Origin of the sequence: Roseivirga misakiensis (assembly GCF_001747105.1) — a bacterium.
In the GTDB taxonomy this organism is placed as follows: domain Bacteria; phylum Bacteroidota; class Bacteroidia; order Cytophagales; family Cyclobacteriaceae; genus Roseivirga; species Roseivirga misakiensis.
Window position 1 is genome coordinate 649729 of the sequence record NZ_MDGQ01000003.1, and the last position, 23221, is coordinate 672949.

22 protein-coding genes are annotated in these 23221 nt (G+C 39.6%); 8 read left to right on the forward strand and 14 right to left on the reverse strand.

The features are described from left to right. Positions 1-130 precede the first annotated feature (130 nt). Genes BFP71_RS03210 through BFP71_RS03220 form a run of 3 tightly spaced genes read left to right on the forward strand, consistent with a single transcriptional unit; the run spans position 131 to position 2076 of the window. Positions 131-616, forward strand: coding sequence for a hypothetical protein (locus BFP71_RS03210; RefSeq protein WP_069833998.1), 486 nt, complete (start codon positions 131-133; stop codon positions 614-616). A gap of 49 nt (positions 617-665) precedes the next feature. Continuing rightward, complete coding sequence (locus tag BFP71_RS03215) at positions 666-1829, forward strand: DUF4221 family protein (protein WP_069833999.1); 1164 nt, start codon at positions 666-668, stop codon at positions 1827-1829. A gap of 25 nt (positions 1830-1854) precedes the next feature. After that, positions 1855-2076, forward strand: coding sequence for a hypothetical protein (locus BFP71_RS03220; protein WP_069834000.1), 222 nt, complete (start codon positions 1855-1857; stop codon positions 2074-2076). A gap of 66 nt (positions 2077-2142) precedes the next feature. Here the strand turns inward: BFP71_RS03220 and BFP71_RS03225 are convergent, their stop codons facing one another. From BFP71_RS03225 to BFP71_RS03240, 4 genes are read right to left on the reverse strand one after another with little or no spacing between them, the layout of a single operon-like run. Beyond that, positions 2143-2463: a heavy metal-binding domain-containing protein gene (locus BFP71_RS03225; RefSeq protein ID WP_069834001.1), complete on the reverse strand. Its 321-nt coding sequence runs from the start codon at positions 2461-2463 to the stop codon at positions 2143-2145. 36 nt (positions 2464-2499) lie between these two features. Continuing rightward, the gene (locus BFP71_RS03230; protein ID WP_069834554.1) at positions 2500-3012 is read right to left on the reverse strand and encodes a cupin domain-containing protein; all 513 of its coding nucleotides are present in this window, start codon (positions 3010-3012) and stop codon (positions 2500-2502) included. Then, positions 2993-4015 carry a phosphotransferase enzyme family protein gene (locus BFP71_RS03235; RefSeq protein ID WP_069834002.1) on the reverse strand — a complete coding sequence of 341 codons (1023 nt, stop codon included), beginning with the start codon at positions 4013-4015 and terminating at the stop codon, positions 2993-2995. Before BFP71_RS03235 ends, BFP71_RS03230 begins: the two co-directional genes overlap by 20 nt. Continuing rightward, positions 4015-4905 carry a nucleotidyltransferase family protein gene (locus BFP71_RS03240; RefSeq protein WP_069834003.1) on the reverse strand — a complete coding sequence of 297 codons (891 nt, stop codon included), beginning with the start codon at positions 4903-4905 and terminating at the stop codon, positions 4015-4017. Before BFP71_RS03240 ends, BFP71_RS03235 begins: the two co-directional genes overlap by 1 nt. 84 nt (positions 4906-4989) lie before the next feature. On the opposite strand from BFP71_RS03240, the gene BFP71_RS03245 reads away from it, so the two are divergent. Both BFP71_RS03245 and BFP71_RS03250 read left to right on the forward strand, forming a co-directional pair. Then, complete coding sequence (locus BFP71_RS03245) at positions 4990-6774, forward strand: sodium:solute symporter family protein (RefSeq protein ID WP_069834004.1); 1785 nt, start codon at positions 4990-4992, stop codon at positions 6772-6774. 185 nt (positions 6775-6959) lie between these two features. After that, positions 6960-8306 (forward strand): PhoH family protein, encoded by a 1347-nt coding sequence (locus BFP71_RS03250; protein WP_069834005.1) that lies wholly within the window; start codon positions 6960-6962, stop codon positions 8304-8306. Between the two features lie 6 nt (positions 8307-8312). On the opposite strand, the gene BFP71_RS03255 is transcribed toward BFP71_RS03250, so the two are convergent. Beyond that, complete coding sequence (locus tag BFP71_RS03255) at positions 8313-9650, reverse strand: sensor histidine kinase (protein ID WP_069834006.1); 1338 nt, start codon at positions 9648-9650, stop codon at positions 8313-8315. Then, complete coding sequence (locus tag BFP71_RS03260; protein ID WP_069834007.1) at positions 9637-11013, reverse strand: sigma-54-dependent transcriptional regulator; 1377 nt, start codon at positions 11011-11013, stop codon at positions 9637-9639. The genes BFP71_RS03255 and BFP71_RS03260 overlap by 14 nt, the downstream gene beginning before the upstream one ends. Before the next feature lie 148 nt (positions 11014-11161). Between BFP71_RS03260 and BFP71_RS03265 the strand changes: the two genes are divergently transcribed. From BFP71_RS03265 to BFP71_RS03275, 3 genes are all read left to right on the forward strand, one after another. Beyond that, positions 11162-12238 carry a serine hydrolase domain-containing protein gene (locus tag BFP71_RS03265; RefSeq protein WP_069834008.1) on the forward strand — a complete coding sequence of 359 codons (1077 nt, stop codon included), beginning with the start codon at positions 11162-11164 and terminating at the stop codon, positions 12236-12238. An 11-nt stretch (positions 12239-12249) separates the two neighbouring features. Next, complete coding sequence (locus BFP71_RS03270; protein ID WP_069834009.1) at positions 12250-14655, forward strand: ABC transporter permease; 2406 nt, start codon at positions 12250-12252, stop codon at positions 14653-14655. Between the two features lie 162 nt (positions 14656-14817). After that, positions 14818-15201 carry a hypothetical protein gene (locus tag BFP71_RS03275; protein WP_069834010.1) on the forward strand — a complete coding sequence of 128 codons (384 nt, stop codon included), beginning with the start codon at positions 14818-14820 and terminating at the stop codon, positions 15199-15201. A gap of 79 nt (positions 15202-15280) precedes the next feature. Here BFP71_RS03275 and BFP71_RS03280 read toward each other — a convergent pair whose 3' ends face one another. From BFP71_RS03280 to BFP71_RS03315, 8 genes are all read right to left on the reverse strand, one after another. Then, complete coding sequence (locus BFP71_RS03280; protein ID WP_069834011.1) at positions 15281-16564, reverse strand: serine hydrolase domain-containing protein; 1284 nt, start codon at positions 16562-16564, stop codon at positions 15281-15283. 130 nt (positions 16565-16694) lie between these two features. Further along, positions 16695-17468 (reverse strand): DUF547 domain-containing protein, encoded by a 774-nt coding sequence (locus BFP71_RS03285; protein ID WP_069834012.1) that lies wholly within the window; start codon positions 17466-17468, stop codon positions 16695-16697. A gap of 199 nt (positions 17469-17667) precedes the next feature. After that, positions 17668-18363, reverse strand: a complete 696-nt coding sequence (locus BFP71_RS03290) for a Dph6-related ATP pyrophosphatase (protein ID WP_069834013.1) — start codon at positions 18361-18363, stop codon at positions 17668-17670. A gap of 36 nt (positions 18364-18399) precedes the next feature. Then, entirely contained in the window at positions 18400-18609 is a 210-nt protein-coding gene (locus tag BFP71_RS03295; RefSeq protein ID WP_245701809.1) for a bifunctional adenosylcobinamide kinase/adenosylcobinamide-phosphate guanylyltransferase, read from the reverse strand. Continuing rightward, on the reverse strand, positions 18606-19280 hold the full coding sequence (locus BFP71_RS03300; RefSeq protein WP_088124851.1) for a Dph6-related ATP pyrophosphatase: 675 nt from the start codon (positions 19278-19280) through the stop codon (positions 18606-18608). The genes BFP71_RS03295 and BFP71_RS03300 overlap by 4 nt, the downstream gene beginning before the upstream one ends. Next, complete coding sequence (locus tag BFP71_RS03305; protein ID WP_069834014.1) at positions 19281-21158, reverse strand: TonB-dependent receptor plug domain-containing protein; 1878 nt, start codon at positions 21156-21158, stop codon at positions 19281-19283. It abuts the gene before it with no gap. Then, positions 21145-22143, reverse strand: coding sequence for an ABC transporter ATP-binding protein (locus BFP71_RS03310; protein WP_088124852.1), 999 nt, complete (start codon positions 22141-22143; stop codon positions 21145-21147). The genes BFP71_RS03305 and BFP71_RS03310 overlap by 14 nt, the downstream gene beginning before the upstream one ends. Continuing rightward, the gene (locus tag BFP71_RS03315) at positions 22143-23219 is read right to left on the reverse strand and encodes an iron ABC transporter permease (RefSeq protein ID WP_245701810.1); all 1077 of its coding nucleotides are present in this window, start codon (positions 23217-23219) and stop codon (positions 22143-22145) included. The genes BFP71_RS03310 and BFP71_RS03315 overlap by 1 nt, the downstream gene beginning before the upstream one ends. Between the last annotated feature and the right edge of the window lie 2 nt (positions 23220-23221).

Genomic DNA, 23221 nt, shown 5'->3' on the forward strand with positions numbered 1-23221 from the left:
ATTGAAAGATTATTAAAAAAATCTTAAAAAAAAACATCAGTTCGTGATGACCTTTTGCTGAAGCTGAGAATATACCTATAAACCTGATAGATATTAAAGTTTCAATCAGTAAGTCACTTTAAAAACACACATGAATAAATCTAGCTTACATAAACATATACCTATTGTGGTACTAATAGTAGTTCTGGTTACTAGTTGCAATAATCAGAAAAAAATAATTAGTGAATTGGGTTCAGTACTTCAAAATAAATCATCTAAACTCGGAATTGACTTTAACAAGAAAGAAGTCCTCGTCATCATTCCAAGAACTGGCTGCTCTGATTGTATAGGTACAGCAGACCTTTACTACAAAGAAGCATCCTACGACCCTTCAAGAATTCAATTTGTTTTTACAAGAATCCAGTCAGTAAAAACACTTAAAATAAGAATGGGAAAAGATATTGTCAGAAAAGAATTTGTGCATATAGATTCTGAAAGTCGCTTTTCAACAGGGAAACTTCATTCCATTTATCCCTTGATAGTCCGCCTTGAGGAAGGCGAAATAAAAGGCATTGAATACCTATCACCTGATAAAAAAAATCTGATTGATGAATTACGTGATAGGGTATCACTATAATCTCAAATTAGACTCGATTAGATGAACTATTAATTAATGTACCTATACAATGAACCTAAATAGAATAAAAACATTGATTCTTGGCATAGCAGTCATTTTCGTAAGCATATCAAGTTGCGCAAGAAATTCCGAAGTCGATGAATATATCGACCCAGAGTTAACCCATACTCTTCAGAAAATTGGGGAATATGAAATTCCAGTTGACAGCATGACAACAACAAATTTCATACACTATCAGCACATTCAAGAAGGAGGGAAAGAATACTTTTCAATGTTGAACAACATCAAACAAGAAATCAACTTTTATGATGTTAAAAAACGAGAATTAGCATTCAAAATCCCGCTTATTATTGAAGGACCAAATGGAGTCGGGAATTTAGATGGCTTCAATTCAGGATATTATGTTCACAACCTAGACTCAATATTTGTACTAAACAGAAATAGAAGAGAATTTTTTCTCATTAATCGTCAATCAGAACTCATAAACAGCTTTGACGCATTCAGAGACAAAGACGTTCCCTCAGCAGTGATAGCCCCTTTTGCCCCAATGATTGTTCACAACGACGAAGCAATTCTGTTAAACATTCAGAATGGCATGAAATACTTTTCACGGAACAAAAGCTATAGAACTGACTATGCAACGAAAGTCGGATTGACTAACCGTGATACTGAGTATTTTCTTTCCTATCCGGACATATTCACCACTGGTTCTTGGGGATTTGACCTTCACAGAATCTCATGGGCATTTGACCTAGAACGGGAAAGAATTTTAGTTGGCTATCCATTAGATCATAATATTTATACACTCGATTTTGATGGAAGACTCTTAGAGAAAGCTCCCGCCAGAATTGAATCCGTCAAGAATGTTATATCTATCTCGAAACGTCAATTCAAATCAAAAAGTGGCCCACTCGAATATTATTTAGAACAGCCGAGGTATGGCCAAGTATTTTTTGATTCTAAGCGAAGAATTATTCTCAGGGACTATACAACTGGTGTATCAGTAGAAAAACAAAAACAAGGAATTATTCAAGGTGAAAGGGTATTGGTAATTCTCGATGAAAATTTAAAGAAAACAGCTGAAGTAAAAGAGACCTCTCTTGGAATGATGGTTCTCTTCTTTAATGAGGATGGGTTACATAAGTATATTCCTTCTGACGATGAGAACAAGCTGAAATTTGAACTGTATGACTACGTAGTGATTAATAAATAAATGTTAAATCTTAATTAAAATTAAAATGAAAAAGTTTTTAAGTACACTAATGGTATCAGCAGCTATGGTTGCGATAATTAACCCTTTATCAGCACAAAACTGCGATTGGGAGCCAGAATTAGAAACAGTGCTATATGGTAAATGCATCAACCTTATTGGGCCAGGTGGCACTATGGGTTATTATTGTGACACAATAGCTTTTGGCGAAAATGGTGCTGATTGTACCAAAAATAACCCTTGGTATTAATAGAAAAGTATAAAAAGGGTGTCTCAATGAGACACCCTTTTTTAGGATAGAAAATATTTATACCTCTTATTGGTATGTGACAGCGGTTCCACTTGCAGTTACCATCAGCATACTGCTGCTCTGACCGATGGTTTCATAATCCAAATCGATGCCGATAACGGCATTTGCCCCAAGTGATCTTGCATGATGCTCAAGTTCCATCATTGCATTTTCTTTCGCTTCACGAAGCACACGCTCATATGAGCCTGATCGTCCACCAACCAGGTCGGTAATGCTCGCGAAAATATCTTTAAAAAGGTTGGCACCAATAATTGCCTCACCTGTAATTACTCCATGGTAGTTGGTTACCACATGGCCTTCAATTGTATTAGTTGTCGTTAGTATCATTAATATTTGAGTTTTTGAATTGAACCTGTTACCAAGTCACTTTTTGTTATTCGTGAATTGTTGAATTAAAGTTTGATACTCAGGATAAACGGATGACAGACCCTCCCGATCGGCTAATTCAAAATCCTGAAATTCAAAACCAGGTGCTACAGTACAACCCACTAGAATATATTCGGATGCGATAACTTCGGCTGCAAACCAATGACCTCTGGGGATCGTCATTTGAAGTGAGTCTCCTGAGGTTAAATCGCTTCCTATTCTTTTAGAAGATAGTTTGCCTTCAGGCGATATCATATGGATTATAGCGCTACCACCTTGATGATAATGCCAGATTTCATCAGAATTCAATCGGTGAAAGTTGGAGACGCTATCTGTAGTCAATAAAAAATAAATTGATGTTCCAAAAACACGATCTGCTTGATATCGCTCAGGTAAATCCTCCTTTTTTATCGCTTCTTCAGATCGATAAGTTTCGTTAAAATAGCCTCCTTCAGGGTGTGCCTGTAGCCGAAGTTGCTCGATCCAATAATTAGCTGATTTCTCGCTCATATGCATTCATTTTTTCTAGTAGTGTCATTTGATTCTGTGCCCTAACTAAGTTCTCCTTTTGGAAAGTCGTCTTAAAATAAATATCTCCATTGATGTAATCGGTAAGAAACCTCACAGCCATCATATAGGTCATGTATTGGCCACCAAAGAAGAGGTGTTCAATTTCTAGATTCTTTAATACAGGTGACGCCGTTTTCAGAAAGTTCTCTTTAAGGGTTTCGAAAAACTCAGGCCTAAACTGAATTTTTGATGTGTCTGACTCATTTTCAGCAGCGTTGGACACTGTTGTGCGCATTAAATCGCCAAAATCATATAAAACTGAACCTGGACCGACGGTGTCTAAATCGATTACTTTTTGAAATGAAGCATCTGATTTAGCCAAAAGACTGTTGTTGAGCTTTGTATCATTGTGACACAGCCTTACAGGCAAACCATCAGCTTTGAGGGCTTTCATTTTATTGGAAATAGCGCGGTTGTTGATCACCTTACTCGAAAAATCACGAACCTCATTGCATCTACCAAACAAGTCACTCTTCAAGGCTTGATCCAATTGTGTCAGCCTCCATTCAAGGTCATGAAAGCGTGGAATTACTTCATGAAATTGATCTACTTGGCAGGTATCAGTAAACGCAGTAAAAGATCCAAAACCTTCTGCAGCGGCCGCAACCTCGGCCAAACTATCTGCAGTTTGAGGTGAGTATGCATCTGCCAAAAACAAAGTCAGTCGCCAAAGGCCTGACTCGTTTCGGTAATGATAGGCTCCACCGTCAGTTTTAAAATGGTCGACAAAAAGTGAAGATTTCTGTCGTAATAAATGATCAAGATTATGCTCTATGTAATGAGCATTTGTGAAAACATTCTCGTTGAGCCTTTGAAGCAAATATTCATCGCCACCAACTCTAATGCGATAGGTATCATTGATATGACCAGAACCAAAAAGAGCAATCTCATCGACTGCTCCTTTAATATTAAATGCTTTAACTGCCTCTTTAGCGGCTTTCATTACTTTACTTCCTTCGGATAAACGCCGTCAGCAATCATTTGATTGATACCATTTACCACATGTGGTTTATCTTCTTGATAGGTGACGCCTAGCCATGAAGCAGATGTAGGTACCACTTTCACTGTAGCCTTTCCTTCTTTCATAAGATTATCGACCTCAACTGGAATAAAACACTCCGCCTTAGGATCTTCATTATTATGCTTTACAAATTCAATGAATTTTTCTTCAAAAAGAGGTAAAACAGATGCAGGGAATCCCCAAAAGTTCATGGAAACGTAGGTATCTGGCTTAAGTGTATGCTTAACCCCATCCTCTTCATAGGAAATCTCATCACCATCTTTACCAATGGCAAGGGTTTCTTTGATACCAGTTAAATTCATGGCTTCATCCACTTGACAAACTCCTCTATTTACGGTTCCATGATCGGAAAGTGTGTTTACTAATTCATACCCCATAATGAGGTGCTCGTTTTCCTTTAAACCTTTAATGGCAGTCACTGCTTCACCGAAGGACTCGGTTCCATAGTAATCATCTGCATTAATCACCAAGAATGGCTCATTAATGAGGTGCTTCGCTGCTAGAATCGCGTGAGTAGTTCCCCAAGGCTTTTTTCTATTGCTTTCGTAAGCCGCAGTATGCTCAGTATACTCATTCTGGAAAGCGTATTCCATTTTTATTTTACCCTGAAACCTTTCTGCATAATGTGACTCGAAGGCTTCCTTTAAATCAGTTCTAATGATGAATACTACTTTGGTAAATCCAGCATTGATAGCATCATGAATGGAATAGTCCATGATGATTTCACCATTCGGTCCAATACCGTCTAATTGTTTGTTTCCTCCATATCGACTCCCCATTCCGGCGGCCAGCACTACTAAAGTCAAATCCATAATTTCGTCCTAAAATTCTTTATATATTGGTGGGTCGAAGTTGACGAAAAACTTCGCGGAAGTCAATTTAACTTTTGATTAAATATGAATCTCTCATCTCTTGACCTGACCATCATTATTCTATTTTTTGTGGTCTTCTTGGTCATAGGGCTATTCGTTTCGAAAAAAGCTGGCTCTAGTTCAAAGGAATTTTTTCTCTCTGGCCGAAATATGCCTTGGTGGCTTTTAGGAATTTCTATGGTAGCCACAACCTTTTCTGCGGATACACCTAACCTCGTGGCTGATATTGTCCGTCAGAACGGTGTTGCTGGAAACTGGGTTTGGTGGGCATTTCTAATTACAGGTATGCTCACCGTTTTTGTTTATGCCAAACTATGGAGAAAATCGGGGGTTTTAACTGATTTAGAGTTTTATGAAAAACGTTATAGCGGTAAAGAGGCTGCATTCTTAAGAGGTTTTAGAGCCATTTACCTTGGAGTTTTCTTTAATATTATGATCATGGCTTCCGTTTGTTTGGCAGCCATTAAGATTGGCGAGGTTATGTTTGATCTCGAACCTTGGAAAACTGTTGTTTATGCGTCTTTAATCACGGTGGCTTATAGCTCGTTAGGCGGATTGCGCGGTGTAATACTTACCGATTTTCTACAATTCATAGTCGCTATGGTCGGCTCAATTGCAGCGGCGATTTATATCGTGAATCTGCCTGAAATCGGAGGCCTAACTGCTTTAGTTGAAAGACCAGAAATCGCGTCGAAACTCAGTATTATCCCAGATATTAATAATCGAGAACTGTTTATTTCACTATTAGTTATACCGATCGCTGTGCAGTGGTGGAGTGTTTGGTATCCTGGGTCTGAACCAGGTGGTGGCGGCTATATCGCGCAACGTATGTTATCGGCGAAGAACGAGAAGAATGCTGTTTCCGCTACACTTTTATTCAATATCACGCATTATGCATTAAGGCCGTGGCCATGGATAATCATTGCCTTAGCTTCATTGGTCGTTTACCCAGATTTAGCTTCCATTCAAACGGCTTTCCCAAATGTATCGCCCGATAAACTCGGAAACGACTTAGGTTACTCTGCAATGCTACTCTCCTTACCTAAAGGCTTGCTCGGCATAGTGGTTGCCTCGCTGATTGCGGCATTTATGTCCACCATTTCAACGCATTTGAATTGGGGCTCATCATATGTAGTATTTGATTTTTATCAGCGATTTGTAAAACCTGAAGCAACAGATAAGGAATTAGTACGTGTCGGACGATTTTCCACAGTCATTCTGATGGTACTTGCTGGGTTATTTGCCCTTGTATTGACTAATGCCTATCAGGCTTTCCAAATTCTGCTTTCCATCGGTGCTGGAACAGGTTCTATTTTTATTCTCAGATGGTTTTGGTGGAGAATTAATGCCTACTCTGAAATCACAGGCATGGTCGTCTCCTTTATCCTAGCGCTATTCTTAAATGTGGAGGGTTTTAGCCCTTCGGCACTTTTTGAATTGTCTAATGACTATAAATTGCTCATTAGTGTGGGGGTCACTACCATCGCTTGGGTTAGTGTTACCTTAATGACTAAACCGACAGATCATAGTGTATTAGCATCTTTCTATAACAAAGTAAAGCCATACGGATCGGGATGGAATGGTTTTAAAATATTAGCTAAGCAAGGAAAAATCGATTTAGAAGAAGGAACTGGCAGACTTAGCATTGACATACTCGCCATGTTTCTGGGCATTATCATCGTTTACAGCGCCTTGTTCTCCACAGGGATGTTTATTTATGGCAACTTGACAAATGGAGTTATTCTTTTAGTCATTTCACTCGGTGCGGCATTACTTTTAAAGAATACTTGGAAGAAGTTAAAGTTCTAGTCAGAACCTTTTTTGATCGGCTAATAGAGATGCACGCATCCATCATGTGAACTAAATCGTTCATTCACAGTAATTTAAAAATAGGCGAATATTAAATAATTATTAAGGCCTTCTAGTACACTTGTTTGAATTGTTTTTTTCATAACTTAATTCAACGTTCTACCTAATAATGATCATCTCCTTATATGCCGAGAGCTAAGAAGACCGAAAGGAAGATTTTTGTACTAGACACTTCCGTAATCCTTTTTGAACACAATGCCATTATGAATTTCGAAGAGCACGATGTAGGCTTGCCTATTACGGTGCTTGAAGAATTGGACCAATTCAAAAAAGGAAATGATACTAAAAACTTTGAAGCGAGAGAATTTACACGGCTGCTTGATAAGCTAGCCAAAGACAAATCTCTTCAAGACTGGATTCCACTAAATGGGAAAACCAGAGGAAGCTTTAAAGTGGTAATGGAAGCCGGTACTGGTGATGCCCTTGATGCCAATCAGGTTTTTGGTGAAAAGAAGAATGATCACCGAATTCTAAATGCCGCTTTGCGCCTACAGGATGAGAATGCTGGCCGACCTGTAATCCTCGTTTCGAAAGATATTAACCTTCGATTGAAAGCTAAATCGATGGGGCTTCGAGCAGAAGATTATGAAACGGGTAAAATCAAGAATGTCGATTCGATTAAGAATGGAAAGATTGAGACCGAAAAGGTTGCGTCGGATGTAATCAACCATCTTTATGAAGATGGCACTTTATCGCCTGATGAAATTTCGAAAACCAAGAAGTCTAAATCGAACAAGTACTTTATTCTAAAAAGTGACAGAAGTTCGGTTTTAGCTTATCATAACGCGGCTGATAATTCAATTCAAAGAATTGATAAAAGACCCATTTCTGGGATCAAGCCAAGAAATGCGGAGCAAACATTTGCGATTCATGCCATTATGAATCCAGATGTGAAACTTGTGACTATACAAGGCGTGGCTGGAACTGGTAAAACACTTTTAACACTCGCTGGTGCATTAGAACAAAGAAGAGATTATAAGCAGATTTACCTAGCACGCCCAATAGTGCCTTTAAGTAATAAAGACATTGGCTACCTTCCTGGTGATATCAAGTCAAAGCTTAACCCCTACATGGAACCGCTTTGGGACAATCTAAAATTCATTCAAAATCAATACAAAGAGACGGATAAAGAGTTTAAGGCCATTACAGAAATGGTCAACAAGGAAAAGCTTTTGATTACACCTCTCGCCTATATCAGAGGACGAAGTTTATCTAATATCTATTTTATAGTCGATGAGGCTCAAAACTTGACACCCCACGAGATCAAAACTGTGATTACGCGAGCAGGCGAAAACACCAAGATCGTTTTTACGGGTGATGTTAATCAAATAGATACGCCATATCTAGATTCTCAATCTAATGGCCTGTCTTACTTAATTGATCGCGTAAAGGATCATCCATTATATGCCCATATAACTTTAGAAAAAGGCGAACGCTCTGAACTTGCCAATTTGGCGAATGAGATGCTATAAGGTGTATTAGATCGTCAACTTAAAAGTAGTCCCAGCCTCACTGCTTTCGACAGTTATGTCACCTTTGTGGGCTTTCATAATTTGCTTGGAAAGGCTTAAGCCAATGCCATTACCTTCGGTTTTAGTAGTGAAGAATGGCACGAAAACCTCCTCCAAGATATTGGCAGGAATACCTGGGCCATTATCGGCAACGATCAGTTGAGTAGAGTTTTCACTATTTACCACACCGATCGCTATTTTCGGAGACTCCATTCCTTTCATTGCTTCAGCGGCATTCTTCAATAGGTTAATCAACACCTGACTCATCAGTTTTTCGTCCATATTCACAAAGTGCCCCTCATCTATTTCACGGTCTATCTCAACGGAAACACCTGCCATTTCTGTTTTAAATATCTGTAGTGTATCATTTAACCAAGAAAAGAGATTCACCTTGGCTATTTCGGGTACGGGTGGTCGCGTATAGTCTCGATAAGCCTTTACAAACCCCAACAATCCTTGCCCTCTCTTTTCTATAGCCACCATACTCTTGAAAATGTCTTCTAAATCCTCTCTCGGAAGGGCATCGGATTTTAATTGGCCTGTTTCATCTTGCATAATCATTTTCACAGCAGTAGTCAGCGAAACAACTGGCGTCACAGAATTCATGATTTCATGAGTAAGCACTCGAATCAGTTTCTGCCAAGCATCCATCTCCCTTTCTTCTAATTCAACTGAAATGTCTTGAAAGGAAATTAGTGTGTAATCCTCGTTGGCCAATTTGAAGTATTTACTCGATACTGCCAGCTTAAGCTTACTTGTAGCAGGCACAATAACGGTTTGTTCGCCAGCCTCTAGCGATTGCAATTGCTCCCACAATTTTGGATCATGATTTTCTAATTGATCTACTTTTCCCAATGATGGTACCCCCAACAATTGCGCTGCGGCCTTATTCATTAGGTCTATTCGCCCATCTGCTTTATAGCTAATCAAGCCTACAGAAACATGTTCATTGACCAATTTCAAGTATTGATATTGCTCCTCCCTTTCTAAAGACATGGCCTTAAAGGTTTTCAATACATTATTAAAAGCCACCTTTAATTCGTCCTTGCTTTGGCCTAGTACATTTTCATTGTAAGACTTGTTAAAGTCCCTGTCGTCAAAGGATCTAAAGAAGACCAAAAGATCATTGCGCGTTTGATTAATATAGTAAAACAGCATGCCAAACTGAGCAATGGTTAGTACAGTGAAACCAATCGGAGACATGTAAGTGTTGGTTTCAAAATAAGACCATATACCAGCAAACATGGTGACGCCAATCAGTATTAACCTAATGGCAACCAACACTGAAAACCTATTGAAAACCATACTTCTCTAATTTTCTGTATAGCGTAGTTCTACCAATTCCCAATTCCTTGGCTACCTGGCTCATATTGCCTTCGTTAGACTTGATCACTCGTTCGATGGTCAGCCTTTCCAATTCTTCAAGGTTCGTCGTGCTAATGAAACCCTCGGATTTTACTGTTTTTTTAAGGTTAAAGTCCTCAGACATTAAGCGTACTCCATCACTGAGTATAATGGCGCGTTCTACTGCGTGTTCTAATTCTCGAATATTTCCTGGCCATCGATATTTCTTAAGTTTTGCAATGGCTTCTGACTGAATTTCCGGGATGTTTTGGCCATATTTCTTACAGAATTTTGTGATAAAAAAATCGACCATTGGCGGAATATCTGCTAAACGATCGCGCAAGGGAGGTAAGTCAAATTCTATTGTATTTAGTCGATAAAAAAGGTCTTCCCGAAATTCACCTTTCTCAATCATAGCCTCTAAATCTGAATTTGTGGCGGCGATAATTCTAACATCAAATGTCCTTGTTTTATTTTCTCCAACACGAGTTAGTTCTCTGTTTTGGATTACTGTCAATAGCTTCGACTGCATAGCGGACGTAAGATTGCCTATTTCATCTAAGAAAATTGTTCCACCATCAGCGGCTTCAAAACGCCCCATTCTGTCTTCTTTGGCATCTGTAAATGCTCCTTTTTTGTGTCCAAATAATTCAGATTCAAAAAGCGACTCCGTGATTGACCCTAAATCCACAGACATGAATACTTCTGCCGACCTTGGGGACAATTCATGAATGAGTTTGGCCATCAGCCCTTTTCCCGTGCCATTCTCTCCAAGCAGTAGTACATTGGCATCGGTTCTGCTGACCTTTTCCGCCATTTGAAGCACCGATTTCATCTCTTTTGACTCTGCAATAACTTGATCAGACTTGATCACCAAATTTTGCTTCAGCCCCTGTTGCTTACTTTCTAGCCTAATAATCTCTTTTTCCGTCCGGGCGAGTTTTAGAGCATTACTAACCGAAACTTGGATTTTCTCATATTCCCATGGCTTAGTCACAAAATCTGTGGCTCCGCGTTTCATGGCTTCAACAGCTAGCGTTAGCTCACCATAAGCAGTTATAATGATTATTTTAATTTCTGGATAAAGATCATTGATTTTAGAAATCCAGTCTAAGCCCTCCTTGCCATCGTTAGCACCAGGTGAATAATTCATATCGAGCAATAAAACTTCTACCTCACCAGTATCTAGAATGGACTTTGCCTTTTCTGGGCGATCAACGCAAGAGACCTTACTAAAACGTTGTTTCAAGACTATTTCACCAGTGAGCAGAATATCAGGATCATCGTCAATTATCAGGATATGAGCCGTTTCCTTTTGTTTCATAAGAATAAGTTTAAAAAATGTTCTCGTTTGGAACATGAATCTGTTTCAGATCGGAACAACATTTCTAGAGAATCTCCAGAAATGATTTGCATACACCTGATTATCAAATAGTTAAAAAAATGGCATATGGGTTGACATTAATGAAGGCATGAAACAGATTCTTCTAATTCCACTTATAGCGATACTGTCATTCACAAGCCATGAAGGTCACTCGCAATCAGAAATCGACAACGTCTCTAATTTAGAGTCTTATTTAAACAGTCAAAAATTTTCTGGTGCTGTACTTACCATAGACTCACAAGGAAAAGAGCTAAGAGCCGCCGCGGGGTTCAGTGATTTTGATAACACCCAGGCGATTGACTTAAATGCCAAATTCAAAATTGCCTCTATTACAAAGTTATTCACTACCGTAATGGTAATGCAGCTAATCGATGAGGGTAAACTGACGCTTGACACCAAAGTTGGTGATGTATTAACGAATAGCGAGATCACGAATGCCAATAAAATTTCTATAAAACACCTCTTACAGCATACCTCTGGGCTAAGAAAGGAAAGCAGAACATCTTTTCTTAGTAGCTTCAGTGCTGATGAAATGATCGGTAAGTTTGCCTCTAAAAAGGCTTCTTTTCAACCTGGCAAAGACATTAGGTATAATAACATAGACTTTATAGTCGCCGGTAAAATAATAGAAGTGCTTACCGGTAAGTCGTTTACAGAAAATCTCAATCAAAGGATTTTAGACCCTGTTGGTTTAAAAAACACTGGGCTTTTAACCAGCAATGACTTACCAACCGACGTAACCTCTTCTTTTCAAATACAGAAGGGAACAAAGAAAGAAGAATTTAAAATCCATATCGAAAACTTTGGTGCTGCGGGTAGTATGTATTCTACTATTCAAGATTTGGTAAGCTTTACAAAAGCATTGAAATCAGAGCTTTTGCTTTCCGACAGCGCTAAAGCTTCCCTTTTTAATTCCAATCCTAAACTAGGTTATGTGGCACTTGGGTGTTGGACGTTCAATTCACCCTTTATAGCGAATAGTCCCAAAATATTGGAAAGACGAGGTGGCATTTTAGGGTCTACTTCTGTGATTATGACCTCACTTGATGGTCCTGAAACACTCATTGTACTCAGTAATACCGATGGCTTTAATCCTGATACTTTCGGACAGGCCGATAATATGAAAGAGTATTTATTCAAACAATTATTCACTGCTAACCATTAAATTATAACGTCATGTTCAAGATATTTTTCAAAACCGCCTTCAGAAATTTAGTCCGAAACAGGGTAAACACTGGAATCAATCTACTGAGTTTGACAATCGGTTTAACGGTAAGTATTGTCATCTTCACACTCATCAAGTATCAATATACTTTTGATCATTATCATGAAAATGCTGATCGGGTTTATCGCGTAAACTATATAGAGAAAACCAATTGGGGAACAAATTATGCCAGCGAAACGCCTGAGCCTTTACACAAGGTACTGCGTGAAGACTATCCTCAGATAGAGGCAGTTTCAAGAACTATAGGTCCGTTAGAAACTAGAATTTTCATTGAAGAGGCAAAGTTCGACGAAGGTAATGCGCTATTTGTTGATGAGAATTACTTTAAAATGTTCGATCAAGAATGGCTTCGGGGTAACCCTAAAGATGCTTTTTCCGATCCACAAGCAATTATTCTCACTGAAAGTGCCGCTACAAGATTTTTTGGTGATAAGGACCCAATGGGAGAAACACTTGATTTCGCGAGAAGAGCTAAAGGCGTAGTTCGTGGAATTATTAAAGACCCACGTTACAATACTAATCTGCCGTATTCCCTCCTCGGAAACATTGCAATGATGCCAAAAGTGCAGGAGTTCTACGTTAGAAATAATTGGGGTATCACGAGCGTAGGTACTACATGGGTTATGTTACCGGAAACAGTAGAGCCACAAGCGCTTGCCAATCAGTTTTCTGAAATAATCGTTGATAATATAGGTGAAGAGGCTTCGGAGACCCTCTCTTTTGAATTAGGTCCACTAAAATCTCTGCATACGGATTCTCGTTATAGCGGGCTCAATTATACCATCCCTGAAAACTCGATCTATGGGTTGATAATCATAGGGCTAATTATTTTGATAACATGTACTATAAACTTTGTCAACCTTTCTACTGCACAGGTTTTGAAGAGAAGCCAAGAGGTTGGTATTAAAAAGATTATCGGGTGTGCTAAACATCATTTGTCAAACCAGTTCTTTTTTGAACTCTTTCTTATCACGTTAACTTCTACTTTCTTTTCGCTTTGGATCGCGGAAGTGCTCTTAAATGGCATCAATACAAGCCTATCCATTATCAGTATCGATCTCAGGTTAGAGTTATCTTCTGTCATTTTTGCCTTAGCGCTTGCTGTTATCATTACTTTATTAGCCGGCCTCTATCCTGTAGGAATGCTGGTGAAGTTTAAACCATTAGAAGTGATCGGCAGCAAGTTTACCCAAGTTAGGGGCAGTAAAGCGGTGGTTCGAAATTCACTTTTGACTGTCCAGTTTATTGTAGCTCAAATCTTGGTGATTACGGTGCTTATATTCAATAGCCAGTTCTCTTACATCAAAGACAAAGACCTTGGGTACAACACTGAAGACATCCTGACATTTGGCAACTTTGTTCCAGGCGGTTATCGTGTTAATGGTGACTTACTAAACAGTGCCAAAGCACAACTTTTGGAGAGCCCTTATATAGAAGCCGCTTCATTTGGTACGGGAGGCCCTAATGCTATTAATCCATGGAACACCACGCTAATCGACGTTGAAAGCGAAGAGAGGAATGAGGTAGACTGTGACTATAAACATGTAGACATTGACTATAAGGAATTGTTCGACTTGAAGGTAATCGCTGGTAGCTGGTTTAATGAAGCGAATTATCAAGGGGGAATTCAGAAGGTTTTGATCACAGAAATGGTCATCGAAAAACTTGGCTGGGAAAGTCCTGAGGCCGCGATCGGTAAGCGTGTAAACGTAAATGGTATTTCGCAAGATGCTATTGTAATCGGTGTGTTAGCAGATTTCCATTCTGATAATTTGAGGAACGAGATTAAACCTTCAGTATTCGAAGGCGATTTTGAAGGGTATAATCAAGGTTTTGTGAAAATTAAGGATGGCTACTACTCAGAAGCTGTTCAGCACTTGGACAAGGTATCTGCTAGAATGAACGCTGACTTTGTCCCTAATTACAGAGTTTTCACGGACGAAATCGCCATTGACTACACGGTTGATCAGACTTTATTCAACTTTATCAATTTCGCGGCTATCATAGCCATTATGATCGGTTGTCTTGGCTTATATAGCTTAATAGCGTTTGTGGCACAGCAAAAGACAAAAGAATTAGGTATAAGAAAGGTAGTAGGCGCAAGCACGAATAACTTGGTACTAATGCTTTCTTCTAATTACGCATGGTTAATCCTTTTAGCAACCATCATAGCGGTACCTTTTGGTTACCTTGGTACTCAAGAGTGGTTAGACTCTTTTGCTTATCATATTAATGTAGGTCCAGGCATATTCGTGATTTCATTTTTGGTGACTGCGGTGATTTCTTTCTTATCAGTTTCTTATCGCGCGTTCAGAGCAGCCAATGCCAACCCTATAAAAGCACTTCGGTACGAGTAGAAGTGTTCCAATACCAATCATAAGGTGTACTATTTTCGTACACCTTTTTTCGTTCAAAAATGTACACATGATTTTATTACACTGATTTACAGTCACTTACAATTTGTGGCACAGCCATTGTAAATTAATTGGCAGGTCAGTTAATAATTAAAAAACAAAATCATGAATAGCCCAATAGTCAAAAACAACAGAAGCCCGAAAGTCAAAAACGTAAGCGCTTTAATCGCTGTATTGCTTGCAGCAGTTACACTACTTCAAGCTGGTAACTTGAAATCTGAAGATTTAAACAGCACTAAGATGTCAGTGATGGAAGCACAACTCATCGCTGAGGTTGAGCAGTTCTACGCTGAAGAGGAACTAACCCTAGAAGAAGAAATTTACCTAGAAATGGAAGAGGAAGTTGAGCAAGTGAGCATCTTCGATAACCAAAACAATCTTGTTTCAACAGGAAACCCTGCAGAAGATAACGAATTAAGAAAGCTTGTAAACAAAGCAGATTACATGAGCGAATTTGCTGGTAAGAAATACTACAGACTTTCTGAATAAGAAAACAACTATCTAGTCAATAGTTATTAGGGTTAAATCTTGGTTTAAAGCCGGTCAGTCGATCGGCTTTTTTTATGCCTTATTCTGAAAGCTGGAACAAGTCTTCCGAAGGCCAATCTTGCACGAGTTTTATACCTTCTCTAATGGCCCACCTACTTGTATTGGGGAAACCTCCTCTTCTTGGCGTTGTATTGGCCACAATTACCCAAGAATACCCGTTTATATCTCTTGTTAGCAGGGCCGATGTGCCCGACAGTGTGCCTGTTCGCCACCAATGTTCTCCTCTAACACTTCTCCAGCCTAAAGGCCGTTTAATACCTCCTACACCGTTGACCATTTTATCAATTAAATCAGGACTCAGAATATCTTTGTAACGTTTAGAGTAGCCATCTACCAAAACAAGTAGCCTCATTAAATCGACTCCGGTAGCCAACCAACCACCCGCAGGACCCAGCATTTCAATGTCATCGGCACCATAAGGCTTATAAATTTTCTTTCCAGAGCCATCAAAAGCTAGAATCTGATTGTCAGGGCTGTTGTCGTAGTATTTCACCTCATTCTTATCTCTATCATTTTCAAAGCTTCCCGCGATCTTCATATTCTTAATACCATTCGGGCTTAGAATCTCTTCTTTAATCCAGTCTTCATAATCATCGCCACCAACCTCTTCAATTACTCGGCCCAGTAGCGTATAGCCAAAATTAGAATACTCGAATCGGGTTCCAGGTCTATAAGGCAGGTGCCTTTTCAGAACGAACCGAATAACATCGTCAAATTCAATGGGATACTTTACATTATCCATTTTATGAATCTTATGCGGTATAAACATGGGATCCCCGTAAGTGATCAGGCTCCAACCTGCCGTATGGTTTAGCAAATGCTTTACCTTGATCTGGTAAACATTTCTGTTTTTGATATTATCGTAAGGCTTTCCCTTTAAAACACCTCTGTCGCCAAATACGTAATCGTCGAGGCTCAACTTTCCATCATTGACCAGTTTCAATACACCGATGGCAGTAACCAACTTAGAAACTGAACCAATTCTGAAAAGATGGTAAGGCTCAACTTTGATTTTATTCTCCTTGTCAGCGTAACCGAAGCCTTTTGCGTAAACGAGCTTTTCATCTTTAACAACGGCCACCGTAGCCCCTGTGAGCCTAAGACTCCTCATGACTCTATTAACCATAGAATCCACAGGTTCTAGGCCTTTAAAATCAGACATCTCGTTGGTCAATGGTACCTTATCGATTAGGGGGATCGCTGGTTTCGCTGGTTCGATCGGCTCATACCGATTGACTGCCGTGAGCGTAATAACGATGATAATGAGGGAAAAAGCTGTTACCAGCCAGGTACGAATTGACATTCTTACAGTAGACCTTTGAGTTGAGTCTACAATTATAAGAAATAGTGATCAGAAATGCAGATTGAGCACTTTTAGCGAAGAATGAATAAAAAAAGGAGCCGAATAGTTAATACTCAGCTCCTTGGGTTTATTAATTAGACTGGTTCAAATCCCAGTTATAGCTCATAAATTTCACTTTGGCTTTATCATTAATCTCAACATCGGTGTATCGGTTAATGAATTGTACCAAGGTTTGCCCATTCTTAAAATCTCCACCGAACCAAGAGAAGATTTTAGACACCGTAATTCGATCTGGTGTAATGGTATTTCTAGTAGTATCGTTCAAGAATAATTTTGCCTGTTCTTCTAGTTGAGCATCCAATTTAGTAGCCGTATAGGCTTCATTTCTCAAAACTGGACAAGAAATAGAAGCACAATTCACTGCAAAATGTATTCTAGGTTCTTCAAAATCCTTGCGGAGAATCTTATGTTCTATTCTGTCAAGACTAAAGTCTTCGCCTCCTATTTGAAACCATTCCTTCGTCCAAACGCTGCGTATAGTAGGAATAGCCAGAGAAGGGTTAAGGTCTTTGATACTTTTAACTGGGTAGTTATCGACAATTAGTTTAACTGTAAATACATTATATGCATTGATCCAGTAAGCAATTTTTTCTTCGTCCGACCAGTCATCTGCTGGTGCATTCTTGCTTAAATAATCGGCATAAGCATTCAGTTTGTCTTTATCCTTTACAAAGCCTTTGTAATCAACAAGACCATCTGCTTTCACGTGCTTTGCTAAAAGCGCCGTCCAATCAGTATGATCTGGTTTAATATCACTTTTACTAGCGAATGTATTGTTAGAATTTGAACAGCCTATCACGAACAATATGGCGAGCACTATAATTGTATTTACTCTTTTTTGCATGGTTCTTTTGTTTGCCCTAGATGAACCTTCAGAATCTCAAAAAAGTTGCAGTGCGCTAACGGAATTGATCAGAATGGCCTAAAATCAAAGATTTTGGTAGAAGATTTTACCTTTTCGTGATATTTGAATTAGACTTCTGTGATGTCAAAAGTCGCAATATCTACCGGTTTCTAGTCTAGACTAGTATAAAATTATGATGCTACATTAAATCTTGAAACCAATAGGTGACAGTGTTTTCTGGGTTACCTTTTGAGAGTTCATATGCCTTGCCTACAACTTCACCTTTTTCGAACTTAACAGGTGCTTTAAAAATTGGGCCATCAAATACAAAAGTGTGGAATTCGCCATTTTCGCCACAAGGGTCTACATTTTCTGGAAGATCATTCAGAAAGTCTTCGTCTAGGACTCTCCCTGCAAAAGACTTGTCGAGTTTGCTGCCGTCAATTGCCACGACTAGTGTTTTGAACCCTAAAGACAGAAACTCTTGTATAAGCTCATTGGTGTCTCTTTTCCAAAGTGGAAAATTTCCTTCTAATCCAACTTCTTTTAGCCGTTCAACTCGATAGTTTTTCAAATCTTCCAGAAAAATATCCCCGAAAATAGAATGAGTGACGCCTTTTTCACGTAATAGGCTAAGCTCTTTTTTCATCACGGCGTCGTAAGAAGCCATATCGATATCGGTAGGCAAAGAGATTATGGATAAGGGTAATCCGATCGCTTGAACTTGCTTTTGAAGCATTGATTTCCGAACACCATGCATAGAGATCCTTTCTAAATCAGCATTGACTGTTGTAATCAGTTCTCGGATTTCAAAAGCATGATTATTCAACGTATGATAAAGCGCCAACGCACTATCTTTCCCTCCACTCCAATTAAAAATTGCCTGTTTCTTCACTTTCTTGTTTTCACGTTAAAAGTAATCCTGATACCATCACAATGGTCTTATCAGCTTTTCTTCCTCGATATTGGTCCAACGTTCATCACGATCGGCTTTATGTCTATCAGTCCTTTTTTCATAGTCATTATCCCAATGCCGTGAAGTAGCCAGATAAACAGGGCTATCCGACAACTCTAGAGCTAACCGTTGAGCATAACTTGATTTTCCGGATCGTTGACCTCCTGTGATAAAGTAGATCATCATAGTTCTAAGGCTATGAATGAATAGTGTTCATGTTGAATAAAATGACCTGTTTGGATATTCAATGGTCTTACGTGTTGAGGGCCGTCAAGTACCAAGGTATGATACTCTCCATTCTCTCCACATTCATCGATGCCCAATCGCTGAAATTCTGTTACCAAATCACGGTTGATGACTTTACCTAAAATACTGGATGCGAGATGCGTCTGACATGAGACAACCATAGCTTCAATACCCATTTCTAACATTTCGTAAACCAGCGAAAGTCTTTCTTGCCGCCACAAAGGAAGGATTGGTTTTAGCGAAGCTGCTTCGGAGACCTTCTCCTCCCATGCGCGATGTGAGGCGATATCAATATCCCCAAAAACTGCATGATCAATGTCGTATTCAGCTTTGAGTTCTTTCAGTCTGGTAATAAACTTGGTCTCATAATCCGTCCAAGTTGAAGCGATGAATTCCATCGGAAGCTTCAGGCAAGCTGCTTGCGCATATAGTATATCTTTTGGTATACCGTGCGACCTTGAGTTTTCTCCAAACTCATTCAGCACATTGAATAATAAACGAGGTGATAAGCCTAATTCAATGGCCTTGCAGTAGGCTAAATAGCTGTCCTTTCCTCCACTCCAAGAGCAAAGAAAAGAACCGCTATTTGTTATGTTGTGCTGCTCTTTCAATTACAACTTAAGGGATACACCGAAAGTGACATTAGCTGGTCTAGTTGCAAATCCATAAACCCCTACAAAATCTTCATCAAATAGGTTATTTACTGCACCAGAAAGCACCACTCGACCATCATTTAGTTCATGAGAAATCGACAAATCAACAAGATTATAACTATCCAGTGACACTAAAAATGGCGCTGAGAATATGGCTGCCGTTCTTTCTCCAAAGTGCGTATATTTCAATCTAACATTCGTATTCTTCGCGATGGTGTACCCCACATTCAACCCGTATTTAATATCTGGAATTCTATAAAATTGAGTTTCATCTCCAAATTGGTAGCTAGCATAGTGAAGCTGGACATTTAAATCTTCTGTCACATTCCAGTCCAAATCGGTCTCAATTCCATCGATTTGTCTTTCACCATTAACATTTTGATATCCACCGCCGATAAAATTCCCCATTCCATCGAATTGGGAGACAAATTCAATCGCATTTTCTTCTGTTCGATCAAAGTATTCCACATTTAACGTAAGCTTGTCGCCTAAGTAGAGTGAAGCACCGAATTCAATTGATTGTGTCTCTTCGGCGTCCAAATTAGTATTTCCGAAACCTGATGCGAATAGCTGAAAAAGGCTCGGCGCCACAAATGCTGTAGAATAGGAGCCAAATAGCTTCAACTTATCATTCTCACTTAATTCGAATAGGTAAGATGGGTTCAAATTGTAAACAAAGTTGTTTCCATACTCACTATGATTATTCAACCTGACTCCAGCGTTTAAAGTAAATGCATCTGATAAATCAGCTGAAAGGTTTAGGTAAGGATCAAAGTTGGTAGCTTTTGGTTCTTCTGCTCCGTTTTGAAATTGAAACCGCTGATATTGGATACCTGCAATCGCTTTAATCTTATCGTTAAAGAAAAACTCGTTCGTAAAATCCGCTTGAAGGTTTTTCCCTAAGGCACTGGACGGAAAGGCGGACATAAACTCTCTTTTTACTCTATTAAAGTTCAGTTTTAGCTGTGCTCGACCACCTTCGTAGTTGTATTGTGGTTGCAAACCGTAACTCACTTGTGTAATGCTAAATGTGTTATCGGCGTCGAAAAAAGCACCACCATCATAATCTGATCTCACCCGATCATATGATAGATTAGCACCAAGTTTAAAGCTTTCCGTAAAGTCATATGTAAGTTTTGTTCTACCGGAATAGCGCTCAAATCCGTCATCGCCAAAAGTCTGGGTAGGGTCTGTATCTTCCGCCGCCGAAAAGCCTTCACTGGTTGAAAAAGCTGCTCCTGCCAAATAACTCAGTTTATCGCTTCTTCCATTGACATCTAGGTTGGTATTTCCCGTTTCAAAAGAACCAACGGTTTGCGTGAGTGTCACTTCAGGTTTAGCTGAAGTTCCCTCTTTCAGCTTTATGTTAATCACACCGGCTGCTGCACCAGTACCATAAAGTGTGCTTGCTCCTCCTTTTAGTACCTCTATGTATTCCACTGAAGCACTATTTAATAACCTAAGGTCATAATCGTTTGCTATAGATGATGGATCGTTGATCGGAAGCCCATCCACTAGAATTAGTGTTTGCCTATTTCTACCTCCTCTTAAATTATAGTCTAAGTTCGTTCCCGGTGTACCGAAAGCACCATCTATATTAATGCCTGGCAATTGATTCAATAATTCTGCAACTGTAGCACCAGGTGTTTTTCTAATGTCTTCTGCAGTCAGTTTGTAGATGACCTTTCCAGACTTTTCAATTGGCGTTACAAAACGGGTTCCCGTTACCACAACTGCTCCTAAATCTGTTGTATCCTTTTTCTCTTGTGCATAAGAAAAAAGGCTGGTACCTAACAATACACCAAGTATTGCTCCCCTCAATCTAATTTTTATCATTGTTTATTTTTAAGTAGTTAATCAGTAATTCTAATGTTATAAATGATTTATTTTCTTTCATTAATGTCCAGCAAGGGGCATCATCTCGATTGATTATCTCAATCTCAACTTCTCTTAAACCGTTCGGAAAAGCTCTTTCCAGAGCACTTTTGGTCCACTTTGTATAAATAGGGCTCCCCGTAATCGAAAACTCGTTGGTTAGCTCCTCCTCATTTCGTCTGAACCTTCCTTTCAAATAGTCAAATGACAGTTTTTCGGATCCGAAGGCGTTTTCGAGAGACTTATTTAGTATTAAGTCTTCTGGTAACCCAGTCGAAATGGATTGACCAGGCATGGCCAACCACATGTTGTCACTATGCTCTATGGCCATATCTATTTCGTGTGTGGAAATGAGTATAGTTTTACCCGTTTTCAGCGTGAGTTCTCTTAACAAATGGAAGATCTCGATGCGGTTCGGTGAATCTAAATGGGCGGTAGGCTCGTCGAGAATAATGATGTCGGTATCTTGAACCAGCGCTCTGGCAATCATCACTTTCTGTTTTTCACCATCGCTCAATTCACCGATATGTCGGTTAGTAAATTCAGCCGTCCCTGTTACTTTCAGCGACCATTGAATGAGTTTTTGATCCTCTTCATTGAGTGTTCCTAACCAACCTGTATAGGGAAATCTACCGAGAGAAACCAAAGCATAAACGGTCAGGTTTCCTGTTGCCATCCGATCGGTTAGTACCAAACTGAGTTGATGCGCAATCTGCTTTTGGTTATAAGACTGTAAATTTTTACCGTTTAGTTCAATTGTACCAGAAAGTGGTTTCTGGATTCCGGTTAGCGTTCTTATTAATGTCGATTTACCAGCTCCATTTGGCCCAAGTAGGCATGTTAATTGGCCCTGATTTAATTCTAGGCTTAAGTTGAAAAGGACTTGTTTATCCTTGTAACCGATGGTTAGCGTACTTGCTTTCAATATAGTCTTGCCGATATCCATCAAAAAGAAGACTTAAGATTCCTTCGTTTCACAATGATCCATATGACTATGGGCGAGCCGATCATAGCCGTAATGGCATTGACTGGAAGTACAGTGTTACTACCGGGGACTTGCGAAATAATGTCACAGAATAGCATCAGAATAGCACCGACTAATACACAACTTGGTATCAAAACTTTGTGATCGGAAGTATTGAGAAAGCTTCTGGTCAAGTGCGGTACCGCGATGCCCACGAAGCCGATCGGCCCGCAAAAACCTGTAATAGAACCTGCAAGTATACTCGTCACAAGTATCACCCCAATTCTCGACCGCCTAATATTCAACCCCATACTCTGGGCATAATCCTCACCTAGTAGAAGGGCGTTGAGTGTCTTCGACAATAAAAAGGTCATGAAAATTCCGAATACAACGATGATACTCAGAATGGATAGTTGATCGGCAGTAACGCCCCCAAGGCTACCAAAAGTCCAGAAAATATATTCTTGAATTTGTTCAGGGTCACTGAAATACTGCCAAATACTTACAATCGCGATGGTAATATTGGCCACCATAATCCCTACGATCAGCATCACTACATTATCCCTGATTTTGTAGGATATGGCCAGAATTGCCAAAAGTACGAGCGCTGCGCCCACGGTCGCCGCAAGTATGATGAGCCAGCTTCCACCCAAGCCCAATTGTCTGACCGTAAAGGCTGTGGTTGCGGTACCAGCGGCTAACATAACGGCCGCTACACCCAAACTTGCTCCCGCAGTAATTCCCAAAACTGAGGGTCCTGCTAAAGGGTTTCTAAAGAGGGTTTGCATTTGTAATCCTCCAACGGATAACGCCGCGCCAGCCAGTATGGCGGTAATGGTTCTTGGCAATCGAATTTTGAGAATAATTGCCTGCCAAGCTTCATTTTCTGTCGGTTGGCCCAGCAGAATTCTAGCTACTTCACTGGTTGGTATTCTCACTGAACCCAAGCCTAAATCAAGCAGAATCAATAGCACAACAACTATGATCAGAATGATCATTAACTGCCACTTTACCCCCCCGTTTTTAGGGCTGTTCATTATGGTTTCAGGTCGATTCAAAT